Source organism: Achromobacter ruhlandii, assembly GCF_002082135.1.
GTDB classification, from domain to species: domain Bacteria; phylum Pseudomonadota; class Gammaproteobacteria; order Burkholderiales; family Burkholderiaceae_B; genus Achromobacter; species Achromobacter ruhlandii.
This window is the reverse complement of sequence record NZ_CP017433.1, coordinates 3,885,585-3,900,736: the sequence shown is the minus strand read 5'-3', so window position 1 is coordinate 3,900,736 and position 15,152 is coordinate 3,885,585. Positions and strand designations below refer to the sequence as shown.

12 protein-coding genes are annotated in these 15,152 nt (G+C 69.9%); 4 read left to right on the top strand and 8 right to left on the bottom strand.

Annotated features, from left to right (window positions below):
* Positions 1 to 49: 49 nt before the first annotated feature.
* From AruCF_RS17525 to AruCF_RS17515, 3 genes are read right to left on the bottom strand one after another with little or no spacing between them, the layout of a single operon-like run.
* Positions 50 to 559 carry a hypothetical protein gene (locus AruCF_RS17525; protein ID WP_049074848.1) on the bottom strand — a complete coding sequence of 170 codons (510 nt, stop codon included), beginning with the start codon at positions 557 to 559 and terminating at the stop codon, positions 50 to 52.
* Positions 556 to 2,325 (bottom strand): acyl-CoA dehydrogenase, encoded by a 1,770-nt coding sequence (locus AruCF_RS17520; RefSeq protein ID WP_049074846.1) that lies wholly within the window; start codon positions 2,323 to 2,325, stop codon positions 556 to 558. Before AruCF_RS17520 ends, AruCF_RS17525 begins: the two co-directional genes overlap by 4 nt.
* A gap of 28 nt (positions 2,326 to 2,353) precedes the next feature.
* The gene (locus tag AruCF_RS17515; protein WP_083036816.1) at positions 2,354 to 3,991 is read right to left on the bottom strand and encodes an acyl-CoA synthetase; all 1,638 of its coding nucleotides are present in this window, start codon (positions 3,989 to 3,991) and stop codon (positions 2,354 to 2,356) included.
* Positions 3,992 to 4,450: 459 nt separating this feature from the next.
* Here AruCF_RS17515 and AruCF_RS17510 point away from each other — a divergent pair, with 459 nt between their 5' ends.
* Positions 4,451 to 5,161: a Crp/Fnr family transcriptional regulator gene (locus tag AruCF_RS17510; RefSeq protein WP_049074844.1), complete on the top strand. Its 711-nt coding sequence runs from the start codon at positions 4,451 to 4,453 to the stop codon at positions 5,159 to 5,161.
* Between the two features lie 43 nt (positions 5,162 to 5,204).
* On the opposite strand, the gene AruCF_RS17505 is transcribed toward AruCF_RS17510, so the two are convergent.
* Together AruCF_RS17505 and AruCF_RS17500 are read right to left on the bottom strand one after the other, a co-directional pair.
* Positions 5,205 to 5,906 carry an aspartate/glutamate racemase family protein gene (locus AruCF_RS17505; RefSeq protein ID WP_049074840.1) on the bottom strand — a complete coding sequence of 234 codons (702 nt, stop codon included), beginning with the start codon at positions 5,904 to 5,906 and terminating at the stop codon, positions 5,205 to 5,207.
* Between the two features lie 21 nt (positions 5,907 to 5,927).
* On the bottom strand, positions 5,928 to 6,383 hold the full coding sequence (locus tag AruCF_RS17500) for a MarR family winged helix-turn-helix transcriptional regulator (protein WP_049074838.1): 456 nt from the start codon (positions 6,381 to 6,383) through the stop codon (positions 5,928 to 5,930).
* Between the two features lie 258 nt (positions 6,384 to 6,641).
* Between AruCF_RS17500 and aceE the strand changes: the two genes are divergently transcribed.
* Positions 6,642 to 9,299 (top strand): pyruvate dehydrogenase (acetyl-transferring), homodimeric type, encoded by a 2,658-nt coding sequence (gene aceE / locus AruCF_RS17495; protein ID WP_049074836.1) that lies wholly within the window; start codon positions 6,642 to 6,644, stop codon positions 9,297 to 9,299.
* A gap of 42 nt (positions 9,300 to 9,341) precedes the next feature.
* On the opposite strand, the gene AruCF_RS17490 is transcribed toward aceE, so the two are convergent.
* Positions 9,342 to 9,965, bottom strand: coding sequence for a LysE family translocator (locus AruCF_RS17490; protein ID WP_049074834.1), 624 nt, complete (start codon positions 9,963 to 9,965; stop codon positions 9,342 to 9,344).
* A 262-nt stretch (positions 9,966 to 10,227) separates the two neighbouring features.
* Between AruCF_RS17490 and gorA the strand changes: the two genes are divergently transcribed.
* Positions 10,228 to 11,586 (top strand): glutathione-disulfide reductase, encoded by a 1,359-nt coding sequence (gorA, locus tag AruCF_RS17485; protein ID WP_049074833.1) that lies wholly within the window; start codon positions 10,228 to 10,230, stop codon positions 11,584 to 11,586.
* A gap of 66 nt (positions 11,587 to 11,652) precedes the next feature.
* Here the strand turns inward: gorA and AruCF_RS17480 are convergent, their stop codons facing one another.
* Positions 11,653 to 12,483 (bottom strand): DUF72 domain-containing protein, encoded by an 831-nt coding sequence (locus AruCF_RS17480; RefSeq protein ID WP_049074832.1) that lies wholly within the window; start codon positions 12,481 to 12,483, stop codon positions 11,653 to 11,655.
* Positions 12,484 to 12,789: 306 nt separating this feature from the next.
* Here AruCF_RS17480 and AruCF_RS17475 point away from each other — a divergent pair, with 306 nt between their 5' ends.
* Positions 12,790 to 13,422, top strand: coding sequence for a LysE family translocator (locus AruCF_RS17475; protein ID WP_049074829.1), 633 nt, complete (start codon positions 12,790 to 12,792; stop codon positions 13,420 to 13,422).
* A gap of 104 nt (positions 13,423 to 13,526) precedes the next feature.
* Here the strand turns inward: AruCF_RS17475 and pdxR are convergent, their stop codons facing one another.
* Entirely contained in the window at positions 13,527 to 15,068 is a 1,542-nt protein-coding gene (gene pdxR / locus AruCF_RS17470; RefSeq protein ID WP_174655159.1) for a MocR-like pyridoxine biosynthesis transcription factor PdxR, read from the bottom strand.
* Between the last annotated feature and the right edge of the window lie 84 nt (positions 15,069 to 15,152).

Here is a 15,152-nt window from a genome sequence, read left to right as displayed (position 1 = left end):
AACAGTGTCGCGCGGTCAGGAAAAAAGGATGCGCGGGCCCCCGCCAGGTTCAAGGCGCCAGCGCGCGCCGGTCGATGCTGGCGATTGTCCGCGTCAGCCAATCCCGATGCGTCGGGACGTGGCCCGGCGGGTCTTCGAATGCCTCGCGCGCGGCCAGGTAGGCCTCGACGTGGCGGAATTGCACCGCGCCGGCGGCGGCCCGCAAGTCGTCCAGCGGCGCATCGGTTTCATAGAGAAAGTCGAAGCGGTGCGCCCAGAATCCCTGTTCCGTCAGGGCCAGCACGTCGACGGATTGCGGGTCTTCGATACTGAACCGGATGAACTCGCGGCCGGTCGCCGTGCCTCGCAGGGCGTAGACGTGGTCGCCATCGTCCCACAGCGGCGCCAGCGGCGCCCCTTGCGGCGCGCGGGCGCCGTGATAGGAGTGGAACGGCGGACCCAGGCACGCGCCGCGCAGCAACGGATGCACGCAGTCGCCGCTGGCCAGCCGGACCAGCGGCGCCGACGCGCCCAACGCCACCAGCGCGTCGATGCGCGATCCGGCGTCGACCACGCTCATGGCTGCACGGCGTACTCGTTCGACCCCGCCACCACCGCCGCCAGGCCGGGAGCCTGGGTCAGCTTGTGCAGCGCGTAGGTCTGGGCCGTGGCGATCTTGGCCTGGTGGAAGGCCGGGTCCTCGTCCAGGTGATCCAGCGACGCGAGCAGCGCGCGCGCCATCTGCCAGCCGGCCAGCACCGTGCCGGCCAGCAGCAGGTAGGGCACGGCCGAACCGAACACCGCGTTGGGATGGGCGGCGGCGTTGGCCACCACGAAGTCGACCGTGTTGGCCAGCGCCAGGCGGCCCTGGCGCAGCGGCGTCAGCACCAGGCGCGCGGCCGGTTCGCTGCGCGCCTGCAGCGCTTCCTCGGTCTTGCGGATCTCCTCGATCAGCGCCTGCGCCACCGCGCCGCCATCGCGCAGCGTCTTGCGGCCGACCAGGTCGTTGGCCTGGATCGCGGTGGTGCCTTCGTAGATGGTGAGGATGCGGGCGTCGCGGTAGTACTGGGCGGCGCCGGTTTCCTCGATGAAGCCCATGCCGCCGTGCACCTGCACGCCCAGGCTGGCGACGTCGATGGAGGCTTCGGTGCACCAGCCCTTGACGATCGGCACCAGGAATTCCTGCACCGCCAGGTGGCGGGCGCGCGCCGCCGGATCGGCGCTGGCGTGCGCCAGGTCGGCGTGGCCGGCGGTGTAGTAGGCCAGCGCGCGGCCGGCCTCGGTCAGGGCGCGCATGGTGCCCAGCATGCGGCGCACGTCTGGGTGCTGAATGATGGGCACGGCGTCGCGCGAGGAGCCGTCCACCGGGCGGCTCTGCACGCGTTCGGCGGCGTAGGCCAGCGCGTGCTGGTAGGCGCGGTCGGCCACCGCGATGCCCTGCACGCCGACGGCGAAGCGGGCCGCGTTCATCATGATGAACATGGCGTCCAGGCCGCGGTTTTCCTGGCCCACCAGGTAGCCGATGGCGCCGCCCGCGTCGCCGAACTGCAGCGTGGCGGTGGGGCTGGCCTTGATGCCCAGCTTGTGCTCGATCGACACGCAGGTAACGTCGTTGCGCGCGCCCAGCGAGCCGTCGTCGTTGACCAGGAACTTGGGCACCAGGAACAGCGAGATGCCCTTGACGCCCTCGGGCGCATCGGGCAGGCGCGCCAGCACCAGGTGGATGATGTTCTCGGCCAGGTCGTGCTCGCCGTAGGTGATGAAGATCTTGGTGCCGGAGATGCGGTAGGTGCCGTCGCCGACCGGCTGCGCGCGGGTGCGCAGCAGCGCCAGGTCGGAGCCGGCCTGCGGCTCGGTCAGGTTCATGGTGCCGGTCCACCGGCCCGACAGCATCGGACCGATGAAGCGCTCGCGCAGTTCGGGCGAGCCGGCCGTCAGCAGTGCCTCGACCGCGCCGTTGGTCAAGAGCGGACACAGGGCGAACGACAGGTTGGCGGCGTTGAGCATTTCGGAGCAGGGCGCGCCCAGGAGGCCGGGCAGGCCCTGGCCGCCGTATTCGACCGGGTGCGTCATGCCCTGCCAGCCGGCTTCGGCGTATTGGCGGAAGGCCTGCTTGAAGCCGGGCGAGGTGGTGACGGCACCGTCGCGCCAGGCGCTGGGCTCGCGGTCGGCGGGGTGGTTCAGCGGCGCCAGCACGTCGCCGGCGAAGGTGGCGGCTTCCTCCAGCACGGCCTGGGCGGTGTCGGGCGTGGCTTCGGCATATTGCGGCAGCGCCGCCACCTGCGGCAGGCCGGCCAGGTGGTTCAGCACGAACAGCATGTCTTTCACGGGGGCTTGGTACGTCATGGCGTCGGAGCTCCGGGTAGGAAGGGAATCAGGTGGCGTCGATGGCGCGGGTGGAACCCACCGCGGCGCGCAGTTCGAATTTCTGGATCTTGCCGGTCGAGGTCTTGGGCAGTTCGCCGAAGCGCACCGCGCGCGGCACCTTGAAGCCGGGCAGCAGCAGCTTGCAGTGCGCGATGATCTCTTCGGCGGTGGCGCTGTGGCCGGGCTTGAGCTCGACGAAGGCGCAGGGCGTTTCGCCCCATTTCGGGTCGGGCATGGCCACCACCGCCACGGCGGCCACGGCCGGATGGCGATAGAGGGCGTCCTCGACCTCGATGCTGGAGATGTTCTCGCCGCCGGAGATGATGATGTCCTTGCTGCGGTCCTTGATGCGGATGTAGCCGTCGGGCGTCATCACGCCCAGGTCGCCGGTGTGGAACCAGCCGCCGCTGAAGGCCTCGTCAGTGGCGCGTTCGTTCTTCAGGTAGCCCTTCATGCAGATGTTGCCGCGGAACATGATCTCGCCCACGGTCTGCTCGTCGGCCGGCACTTCCTCCATGGTGTCGGGGTTGCGCACCGAGACGCCGGCCTGCAGGTGGTAGCGCACGCCCTGGCGCGCGGTCAGCAGCGCGCGCTGTTCGTCTTCCAGGTCGTTCCAGGCTTCCTGCGGGGCGCACACGGCGGCCGGGCCGTAGACCTCGGTCAGGCCATAGACGTGGGTCAGCTCGAAGCCGATTTCCTTCATCTTGGCGATCACCGCCGGCGCGGGCGCGGCGCCGGCCACCATGGTGCGCACGGTGTGGCGGATGCCGGCGCGCAGCTCGGCCGGCGCGTTGGCCAGCGCGCTTTGCACGATGGGCGCGCCGCAGTAGTGGGTCACGCCCTCGGCGCGGATCAGGTCGAACACGGTCTTGGGATCGAACTTGCGCAGGCAGACGTTGACGCCGGCGCGCGCCGCCACGGTCCAGGCGAAGCACCAGCCGTTGCAGTGGAACAGCGGCAGCGTCCACAGGTAGACCGGATGCTTGGGCATGTCCCATTCGAGGATGTTGCTGACGGCGTTCAGATACGCGCCGCGGTAGTGGTAGACCACGCCCTTGGGATCGCCGGTGGTGCCGGAGGTGTAGTTCAGCGCGATCGCGTCCCATTCGTCGGCCGGCGGGCGCCAGTCGAACGTGGCGGGGGCGGCGGCCAGGAAGGCCTCGTAGTCGGTGGCGCCGGGCAGGGCGGCCGGGGCGCCGTCCAGGTCGTGCACCGAAATCACTTTCAGGTGCGGGAATTCGGCGCGGGCGCGCTGCGCCAGCTCGGCGTATTCGGTGTCGACGATCAGCGCGCGGGCCTCGCCGTGGCCCAGCATGAACAGGACGCTGGGCGTATCCAGGCGGGTGTTGAGGGTGTTGAGCACCGCGCCCAGCATCGGCACGCCGAAGTGCGCCTCGATCATGGCGGGGATGTTCGGCAGCATCACCGCCACCGTGTCGCCGCGCTGGATGCCGGCGGCGGTCAGCGCGGCGGCCAGGCGTTGCGCGCGCTCGTAGGTCTGGGCCCAGGTGCGGCGCACGGCGCCGTGCACCACGGCCAGGCGGTTGCCATAGACCTGCGCGGCGCGGGCGATGAAGTCGACCGGGGTGAGGGGTTCGTAGTTGGCGTCACGGCGTGCCAGGCCATGGTCGAACAGGCTGCTCATGCTTGTCTCCTGTGGGGCGCGGGGCGCCCGGATATGCTTTTATGCGGGAAACTTGATCTGGATCGCCGGTGTTGATGCTGACGCGAATCCCGCTGCTTGCCAGGGGGTACCAACCTTCAAAGGAGCCTCGCATGAGTGCCAAAATGAGCGACTATCAAGGCGCGAAGCGCAGTCGTGGCGGGACCACGGCGAGCATTCGCAACGTAGAGAGGCGCTCATTTTGGCGCTCACCCTACGGGCAGGCAGGTAATCGGCCGCCAGGCGTCGTTGCGCTCACCTTGCGTGGCAAAGCCACGCGGCGGCGACCACGCCTAGCCTGGCGGCCGATTACCTGCCTGTGCGAGGCTCCTTTGAAGGTTGGTACCCCCTAGCTTATCGGCCGCCGGAAAATGGTGTCTGTCGCCTGCATGACAGACCTTTTTTCGGGCGTCCAACCCGCAGTTTTACACGGTTCTTTCCATGTCCGATGTTTCAAACATTGTTTCCCAGACCGAGCTGGCCGGACTGCTGCGCGGCTGCGCCTGGTTCGCCGCGCTGGACGCGCCGCACCAGGACCTGGTGCTGGCCACGGCGCGCGCCGAACACGTGGCCAGCGGCGCCTGGATCGCGCGCCGCAATGCGCCGTCGGATTACTGGCTGGGGGTGCACAGCGGCCTGCTGAAGCTGGCGATCTACAACGAGTCGGGACGCAGCTGCACGTTCTCGGGAGTGCCGCCGGGCGGCTGGTTCGGCGAGGGCAGCGTCATCAAGCGCGAGCTGCGCAAGTACGACGTGGTGGCGATCCAGCCGTCGCTGGTGCTGCTGGTGCCGGCCGCCACCTTCCATGCGCTGCTGGCGGCCAGCCTGCCGTTCTCGCATTTCGTCATCGGCCAGTTGAACGACCGCATGGGCGAGTTCATCGCCTCGATCCAGAACCATCGCCTGCTGGACGCCGATGCGCGCGTGGCGCAGTCGCTGGCGCAACTGTTCAACCCGCAGCTGTATCCGTCCACCGACCTGACGCTGGCGATTTCACAGGAAGAACTCGGCTACCTGACCGGCCTGTCGCGCCAGCGCGTCAACCAGGCGCTGCAGACGCTCGCGGACCAAGGGGTGCTGGCGCTGTCGTACAACCAGATCAAGGTGCTGGACCTGGATCGCCTGCGCCAGTACGGGCTGGACCAGCTCTGACCGCGGGCGCGGCCGGGAAGGGGGCGGGACGCCAGTTCAGGCGTCAGGCCAGCGCGCGGTCCAGGGCGGCGCGCGCCAGGATGCGGGTCGAGTCCAGCGTCGGCAAGACGCAGTTGGCGTCGTTCAGCACCAGCGGCAGTTCGGTGCAGCCCAGCACCACCGCGTCGCAGCCGGCATCGCGCAGCCGCGCCACCACGCCTTGCAGCAAGGCGACCGATTCGGGCTTGAAGACGCCGTAGACCAGTTCGTCCATGATGACGCGCGCCAGCAGATCGCGGTCGGCCGGCGCGGGACGCACGTAGTCCAGGCCGCGCGCCTGCAGTTTGTCGGGGTAGACCGGACTGTCGACCAGCCAGCGCGTCCCCAGGATGCCGATGCGGCGCAGCCCGCGCGCGGCGGCCTGGGCGGCGACTTCCTCGGCGATGTGCAGCCACGGCAGCGGCGATTGCGGCAGCACGTGGCCCAGGGCCTGGTGGATGGTGTTGTCGGGGCAGATCAGAAAATCCGCGCCGGCGCGCGCCAGCCGATCGGCGGAGGTCAGCATCAGCGCGCCGACGCCGGCCAGGTCATTGCGCTCCAGGCAGGCCACGTAGTCCGCCAGCGACAGGCTGTGCAGCGACACCTCGGGGTGCGCGTGCGGCCCCAGGCGCTGCGCGCCTTCGGCGCAGATCGTGCGGTAGCAGAGCGCGGCGCCCTCGGCCGAGCAGGCGACGATGCCGATGTGCAGGGGCGGACGGACGGGCATGCGGACTCCGTGGCGGTCAGGTCAAGCCGGGGTTCTGGACAAGGCCCGCACATGGCGGGCGATCTGGCGGAACTGCTCGGCCATGGCGTCCTGCTGCGCCGGCGGCAGTTGCGACAGGAACAGTTCGTCAATGGCCGGGCCATACACCTTCCACATCTTGCGGCGCAGCGCCAGGCCTTCCGGCGTGATGCGGGCATAGGTGGCGCGGCGGTCCTCGTCGGAACGGAAGCGCTCGACCAGCCCGGCGGCCTCGATGCGGTCCATCAGGCGCGTCAGGTTGTAGCGCGCGATGACCATGCGCTCGGCCATCTCGAACATGCGCGCGGTGCCGTCGGGCGCGCGTTCCAGCGCCCACAGCGCGTCGTACCACGCCAGCGGCGGCAGGCCGGCGGCGGACAGTCGTTTTTCGATCTCTTCCACCACCAGCGCATGCGCGGTGAGAAAGAGGCTCCACGCGTCGGGCTTGCCCGTGGCCATGCGGTCGCTTCCTTTTTTCAGGGATTTCGTTGTCCCGGATTGTAGAGGCCCGGCGGCCATGGCGCGCGGCGGGCGGGCCGTCACGCGCATTCATGCCGCGCGCGAGCCGCCATTTTCCTTAATGGTTGCACTTGCAATTGTTCGAAAACCTCCCTACGATTGCAATTGCACATTATGCAAATGCAATTCACGATGTGAAATGATGGCGCCGGCCTTTCCGTGTCCAGGCGCCGCTTGCGCACCACAAGGAGGATGCCCATGGAACCCGAGATCGACTGCGTCGACATCGACCCCGAAGAAACCAGCGAGTGGCTGGACGCGATGCAGGCGGTGCTGGCGCACGAAGGCCTGCCGCGCACGCACTACCTGCTGGACCGCCTGATCGAGCAGGACCGCGCCCGCAGCGGCGGCTATGCCGCGGCCGGCGTCACGCCCTACGTCAACACCATCGGCCTGCCGGCCCAGGCGCCGTTCCCCGGCGACACCCGCATCGAGGCGCGGCTGGATGCCTACCTACGCTGGAACGCCATGGCCATGGTGCTGCGCGCCGGCAAGCATTCGGGCGTGGGCGGGCACATCGCCACCTACGCCTCGGCCACCACGCTGTACGAAACCGGCTACCGCCATTTCTTCCGCGCCGCCACGCCGGACTACCTGGGCGACATGCTCTACATCCAGGGCCATTCGGCGCCCGGCATCTACGCCCGCGCCTACCTGGAAGGGCGCCTGTCCGAAGCGGAGCTGGACCGCTTCCGCCGCGAGATCGGCGGCGGGCTGGCGTCGTATCCGCACCCGCGCACCATGCCCGGCTTCTGGCAGTTCCCGACCGTGTCGATGGGCCTGGGCCCGTTGATGGCGGCCTACCAGGCGCGCTACATGCGCTACCTGGAAGACCGCGGCCTGATCGCGGCACAGGACCGGCGCGTCTGGGGCTTCCTGGGCGACGGCGAGCAGGACCAGCCCGAGACGCTGGCGGCCGTCGCCATGGCCGGCCGCGAAAAACTCGACAACCTGATCTTCGTGGTCAACTGCAACCTGCAGCGCCTGGACGGCCCGGTGCGCGGCAACGCCAAGATCATCCAGGAGCTGGAAAGCGTCTATCGCGGCGCCGGCTGGAACGTTATCAAGGTGATCTGGGGCGGCGGCTGGGACGCGCTGCTGGCGCAGGACCACGACGGCCGCCTGCGGCGCCGCATGATGGAATGCGTGGATGGCGAATACCAGGTCTTCAAGGCGCGCGGCGGCGCCTATGTGCGCGAACACTTCTTCGGCGCCGACCCGGTGCTGCTGGAACGCGTGGCGCACCTGAGCGACGAGGAGATCGGCGCGCTCAATCGCGGCGGCCACGATCCGGTCAAGATGCACGCCGCCTACGCCGCGGCGCTGGCGCATCGCGGCCAGCCCACCGTGATCCTGGCCAAGACGGTCAAGGGCTACGGCATGGGCGCGGCCGGCGAGGCCGCCAACACCAACCACCAGCAGAAGAAGATGGCCGACGCGGCGGTGCGCGCCTACCGCGACCGCTTCGACCTGCCGGTGCCGGACGAGCGCCTGGAGGAAATCCCGTACATCAAGCCGGAACCCGGCAGCCCCGAACAGGCCTACCTGGAAGCCGCCGTCCGCCGCGCCGGCGGCCACCTGCCGCTGCGTCCGGCCGGCCCCGGCCCGCAGGCCACGCCGGGCCTGGAAGCCTTTGCCGCGCACCTGAAGGGCAGCGACGGCCGCGAATTCTCCACCACCATGGCGTTCGTGCGCATCCTGGCGCAACTGCTCAAGGACCCGCAGATCGGCGCGCGCGTGGTGCCCATCGTGCCGGATGAATCGCGCACCTTCGGCATGGACGGCATGTTCCGCCAGGTCGGCATCTATTCGCACGTGGGCCAGCTGTACACGCCGCAGGACGCCGACCAGCTCAGCGTCTACCGCGAGGACCGGCGCGGCCAGATCCTGCAGGAAGGCATCAACGAGTCGGGCGCCATGGCCTCGTGGATCGCCGCCGCCACCGCCTACAGCACCCACGGCGTGGCGACGATTCCGTTCTACATTTTCTATTCGATGTTCGGCTTCCAGCGCGTTGGCGACCTGGCCTGGGCGGCTGGCGACATCCGCGCGCGCGGCTTCCTGCTGGGCGCGACCTCGGGCCGCACCACGCTGGAAGGCGAGGGCCTGCAGCATGACGACGGCCACAGCCACGTGCTGGCCTCGGTGATCCCGTCGTGCATCGCCTACGACCCGGCCTATGCCTACGAGATCGCCGTGATCGTGCAGGATGGCATGCGCCGCATGTACCAGGAGGAAGAAGACATCTTCTACTACCTGACGCTGATCAACGAGAAGACCGCGCATCCGCCGATGCCGGAAGGCGCCCAGGCCGGCATCCTCAAGGGCATGTACCGGCTGCGCGAGGGCGCGCCGGGCGAGCTGCGCGCGCAACTGCTGGGCAGCGGCGCCATCCTGGGCGAGACCCTGGCCGCCGCCGACCTGCTGCAACAGGACTTCGGCGTGGCGGCCGACGTCTGGAGCGTCACCAGCTATTCCGAGCTGCGCCGCGATGGCCAGGAGACCGAGCGCTGGAATCGCCTGCATCCGCTGGACGCGGCGCGCCAGGGCTTCGTCCAGACGAGCCTGGCCGATACGCGGGGGCCGGTGATCGCGGCCACCGACTACATGAAGACGGTGGCCGAGCAGATCCGGCCTTTCGTGGGGCGCCGTTATGTGACGCTGGGCACCGACGGCTTCGGCCGCTCGGACACGCGCCAGGCGCTGCGGGCGTTCTTCGAGGTGGACCGGCACCATATCGTGCTGGCCACGCTCAAGGCCTTGGCGGACGAGGGCGCATTGCCGGCCGAGCGGGCGGCCGAGGCGATCCGGCGTTACGGGCTGGATCCGGAAGCGGCGTCGGCGGCCTTGCCGTAAGGCGGGGCGCCGCAAGCGCCGCCGCCCGCGCCCTGCCGACGTTCAGGCGCGGCGTGCCAGCAGCGCCCAGACTCCGGCGGCCGACAACAGCGCGCCGCCGCCCAGGTTGAAGCCGCGCTGCGCGCGCGGCGATGCCAGCAGGCGGCGCGCCGAGCCGGCGAACAGCGCGTAGGCGGTGGCGTTGATGCCGGCGCAGGTCACGAAGGTGGCCGACAGCATCCACAGCTGGCGCGTGACGTCGCCGGCCGGGTCGATGAACTGCGGCAGGAAGGCCACGAAGAAGATGATGCCCTTGGGGTTCAGCGCCGTCACCAGGTAGGTGTTGGCGAACAGCTTCCAGCGCGATCCGGCCGCGCCGGCCTGCGGCAGCGTGGCGGGCGAAACGCCGGCGCGCAGCAGCTTGAAGCCCAGGTAGAGCAGGTAAAGGCCGCCCACGGTCTTGACCACGGTGAACCAGAAGGCCGACGCCGACAGCAGCGCGCCCAGGCCCAGCAGCGACAGCGCCAGGGCGGTGGAGTCGCCCAGCGCCACCGCCAGCACCAACGGCAGGCGGGCGCGCTTGCCATGGGTGAGGGAATAGCTGATGACGGTCAGGATGGTGGGGCCGGGCAGCATCAGCAGCAGGGCGGATGCGCCGAGGAAGGCCAGCCAGGTTTCAAGCGACATCGGGACGACTCCAGGGAGAGGGAGGGGCGGCGACCGCGCCCCGGCCGATTACTGTAGCCCAAGGTGGCGCGCGCCAGGGAGGATTGCGGCCGCCCGAGCGGGCGCGTCTGCGCAACGTGGGCCCGCTTCCGGCGCTGCCCCACCGGCCGTTGACCTCCGGTTGGCCGTGGGGGCAAGCCGGCGGTCGCCGGCGCACTGGTGCAAAATAGCGCTTCTCCCGACAGTGAACGCGTCCCGGCAGCGGGACGGCGAAGGAAACACCATGGCATTCGATTTCGACCTGTTTGTGATCGGCGCGGGCTCCGGCGGCGTGCGCGCGGCCCGCTTCGCGGCCGGCTTCGGCGCGCGCGTGGCGGTGGCCGAAAGCCGCTATCTGGGCGGCACCTGCGTCAACGTGGGCTGCGTGCCCAAGAAGCTGCTGGTCTACGGCGCGCACTACAGCGAAGACTTCGAGCAGGCCCACGGCTTCGGCTGGAGCGTGGACGAACCCCGCTTCGACTGGCCCACGCTGATCGCCAACAAGAACCGCGAGATCGAGCGTCTTAATGGCATTTACCGCAACTTGCTGGTCAATAGCGGCGTGACGCTGCTGGAAGCCCACGCCCGCATCAAGGATCCGCACACGGTCGAGGTGGACGGCAAATCCTACACCGCCGCGCATATCCTGGTGGCCACCGGCGGCTGGCCGCAGGTGCCGGACATCCCCGGCAAGGAACACGCCATCACCTCGAACGAGGCCTTCTTCCTGAAGGCGCTGCCGCGCCGCGTGCTGGTGGTGGGCGGCGGCTACATCGCGGTCGAATTCGCCTCCATCTTCAACGGCATGGGCGCGCAGACCACCCAGGTCTACCGCGGCCCGCTGTTCCTGCGCGGTTTCGACCAGGCGGTGCGCGAGCACCTGCGCGATGAGCTGGTCAAGAAGGGCATCGACCTGAAGTTCGACGCCGAGGTGGCGCGCATCGACAAGCGCGCCGACGGCACTCTGGCCGCCACCCTCAAGGACGGCAGCGTGATCGAGACCGATTGCGTGTTCTACGCCACCGGCCGCCGGCCGATGCTGGACAACCTGGGGCTGGAGAACACCGGCGTCAAGCTGGATGAGAAGGGCTTCATCGCGGTGGACGACGAATACCGCACCAGCGAACCGTCGATCCTGGCCATTGGCGACGTCATCGGCCGCGTGCCGCTGACGCCGGTGGCGCTGGCCGAGGGCATGGCGGTGGCGCGCCGCCTGTTCCGCCCCGAGGAATACCGCAAGGTCGACTACAAGCTGATCCCGACCGCCGTGTTCAGCCTGCCCAACATCGGCACCGTCGGCATGACGACCGAAGAGGCGCGCGCCGCCGGCCACAGGATCAAGCTGTTCGAAAGCCGCTTCCGCCCCATGAAGCTGACGCTGACCGAATCGCAGGAAAAGACCCTGATGAAGCTGATCGTGGACGCCGACACCGACAAGGTGCTGGGCGTGCACATGGTCGGCCCCGAGGCCGGCGAGATCGTGCAGGGCATCGCCATCGCGCTCAAGGCCGGCGCCACCAAGCGCGTGTTCGACGACACCATCGGCATCCACCCGACCGCCGCCGAAGAGTTCGTGACGCTGCGCACGCCGGTCGCCGATTGAGGCGGTTGCCGGCCCTCTCCCGGGGCCGGCCCTGCCGCCAAAGGCCAGGCCGGCGCGGCGCGTCGGCTACAGGCGTTCGATCATGGCGCGCGCCGCCGCCGGCGCGCGTTCCTTGGCGCCATTGATGAAAAACGCGAACACATCGCGCGGGTGCGTCGCGCCGGCGGGCTTGCGCGGGTCCACCCGCGGCAGGTCGGCCGGGTCGCCGCCGCGCGCCCAGGTGCGTAGCCGGTCGGCCCACGCATCGAGCACCTTGGGCGCATAGCCGGCCTTGAAGGCGGTGCTGGCCCGCATCAGCCGGGCATAGACGAAATCGGCGCTGCGATCGGCCAGCGACGGGAAGTCCTCGCTGTCGGTGTAGACCGTGGCCACGCCGTGGCGCCGCGCCAGGTCCAGGTAGGCCTGGCAGGCGAAACTGGCGTGACGCACGTCCATCACGTGGCGCAGCGGCAGGCCGTCGACCTGGTCCGGCAGCAGCGCCAGGAAGGCGCCGAAGTCCCCGGCGTCGAACGCCTTGGTGGGCGCGAACTGCCACACGATCGGCCCCAGCTTGGGACCCAGTTCGGCGATGCCGCCGTGCACGAAGCGGTGCACGGATTCGCCGGCGCCGGCCAGTTCGCGCCGGTTGGTGGCGTAGCGCGACGCCTTGAGCGAGAACACGAAATCGTCGGGCGTTTCATCGCGCCATTTGGCGAAGGTGGCCGGCTTCTGGCTGCTGTAATAGGTGCCGTTGATCTCGATGGCGGTGAGCTGCCGGCTGGCGTATTCAAGCTCGCGCGCGTGCGGCAGGCCTTCCGGGTAGAAGGGGCCGCGCCACGGCGCGTAGGTCCAGCCGCCGACGCCGACGCGGATGGCGCCGGCGCGGGCGGCGGGCGAGGACGATGATCGTGGCGGCATGGGCGGATCCTCCCTGGATCTGGTCGACATTCAACGGCGCCGCGCGCGCGTCCTGCGGGCGGGGCGATCCGACCACTGTATCCCGCTCCAGCCGCCGCTCCCATCCGGCCACATTTAAAAGTGGCGCGGTTGTTGTATCCCGGCGGCGCGGTCGTTGAACGCGGCCGTCGCTGCCGGCGCGCCCAGGCCTGCGGCGGGCGCGCAACACGCGCGCCGCGGCCACGAAAAATCCCGCTGTTCCGATACAGATTTCAGATAACGTGATGCCTCATTCCCCCACCACCGACCGGCGCGCGCCGGCGCATCATGCCTGACATCGCCAATCTCCTGACGTTCGCCCTGGTCGCCCTGGGCATGGTGCTCACGCCCGGGCCCAACATGATCTACCTGGTGTCGCGCTCGATTTCGCAGGGGCCCAAGGCCGGCCTGATTTCGCTGTCCGGGGTGGCGGTGGGCTTCGTCTTCTACGTGCTGTGCGCGGCCTTCGGCCTGACCGTGCTGCTGATGTCGGTGCCCTATGCCTACGACGCGCTGCGCTTCGGCGGCGCGCTCTACCTGCTGTACCTGGCCTGGCAGGCGGTGCGCCCGGGCGGCCGCTCGCCGTTCCAGGTGCGCGAGCTGCCGGCCAGCAGCCCGCGCACGCTGTTCACCATGGGGCTGGTGACCAACCTGCTCAATCCCAAGATCGCCGTGCTGTACGTGTCGCTGCTGCCGCAGTTCATCCAGCCCGACCATGGCAGCGTGTTCACCCAGTCGATCGCGCTGGGGCTGACGCAGGTGGCCATCAGCCTGTCGGTCAACGCGGTCATCGCCATCATGGCCGGGTCCATTGCCGGTTTCCTGGCCGGCCGGCCGCTGTGGATGGTGATCCAGCGCTGGCTGATGGGCACGGTGCTGGCCGGCCTGGCCGTGCGCATGGCGCTCGATTCGCGCCGCTGATGCGGGGCGCCGCGGCGCCACGCCTGGCCGCGCCCGGTCGACGGACCGCGGCACGATGCGTGCCGCCGGCCGGGGGGCGAATCCGCAATGCCGCCGGCCGCGATTCAGGTCCGCAGCGTCGCGGCCAGCTTGCCCAGTTGCCGGACCAGCGCCGGGAAGCGGTCGGCGCTGGTGTTGCCGTAGCCGATCACCAGGCCGTTGTCCTGCGGTTGCGGGTTGATGGCGAAGGTCGATAGCGCGTTGGGGTTCATGCCCAGCCGGCGCGCCTGTTCGACGATGGCGCGATCGGGCACGTCCGGCGGCAGCCGCACCGTCAGATGCAGGCCGCTGTGGCCGCCCAGGACCTCGTGATCGATGCCCAGGTGCCGCGCCAGCGCGTCGCGCAGGGCGGCCTGGCGGTCGCGGTACAGCCGCCGCATGCGGCCCAGGTGGCGCGAGAATTGGCCATTGTCGATGAAGGCGGCCATGGTCAGCTGTTCCAGCCGGTGCCCGCCGCGCAGCATTTCCGTGATCGACGGCATCGCCGGCCCGGCGATGGACTGCGGCAGCACCAGGAAGCCCAGCCGCAGCGCGGGGAACATGGTCTTGCTGAAGGTCCCCACGTACAGCACCGGCGCGTCCGGCAGCAGGCCCTGCATGGCGGCGATCGGCTCGCCCTGGTGGCGGAATTCGCTGTCGTAGTCGTCCTCGATGATCCAGGCGCCGGCGCGGCGCGCCCGCTCCAGCAGGTCGAGGCGGCGCGCCAGCGACAGCACGGCGCCGGTGGGGTATTGGTGCGTCGGCGTGGTCTGGATCAGGCGCGGCGGCCGGGTGCGCCAGTCTTCGTCGGTGATGGCGACGCCGTCGGCGTCGACCCGCATCGCCACCACGTTCAGGTCGCCCGCGTGGAAGGCCGACTTGGCGCCCCGGTAGCCGGGTTCCTCCAGCCAGGCGGTGTCGCCGGGATTGGTCAGCAGTTGCACGCACAGCGCCAGCGCGCCCTGCGCGCCTTCCGTGATGACGATGCGCGAGGCGTCGCAGTGAACCCCGCGCGACACCCGCAGATACTGGGCGATGGCTTCGCGCAGCGCCGGTTCGCCCACCGGCGGGCCGTAGCCCAGCGTGGCGGCGGGAGCGGCCTGCAGCGCCCGGTCCTGGGCCCGGCGCCAGGCATTGATGGGAAACTGGGTCAGCGCGGGCGTGCCGGGCGTGAGCGGCAGCGAGCCGTCGTTGGGCGCGCGCGTCGAGACGATGCGCGACAGCCGCGTGGCGGTGCGCAAGGCCGGCGCGTCGGCTGTGCCCGACTGTCCGGCCGCTTGCGCAGCGGCTTGTCGCACGGCCTGCCGGGCGGCGCTGGCGGCGGCGGCCGACAACGGCGCCACGCGGGTGCCCTGGCGGTCGGCGATGACGTAGCCTTCGGCGGTCAACTGTTCGTACGCGATCAGCACCGTGTTGCGCGAGATGTCCAGCTCGTCGGCCAGCACGCGCGAGGCTGGCAGCTTGCCGCCAGCGGGCAACTGTCCCGCCAGGATGGCCTGCTTGAGCCGCTGGATCAGCTGGCGTTGACGCGGCGGGGCGCCCGGCCCGCGCGCCAGCGGACTGGAGAGCAGGGCGGCTTGGTCGGTCATGGCTCTATTAAATTCAGGAATCGTGGTGCTTTTTATCATGCCACGGTTTGGCTATCGTGGGAGCATGCCAGGGCCTGTCACGACGAAAAACCCTGGCAGCCGCCCGCTCCGGCGGCGCTTTCC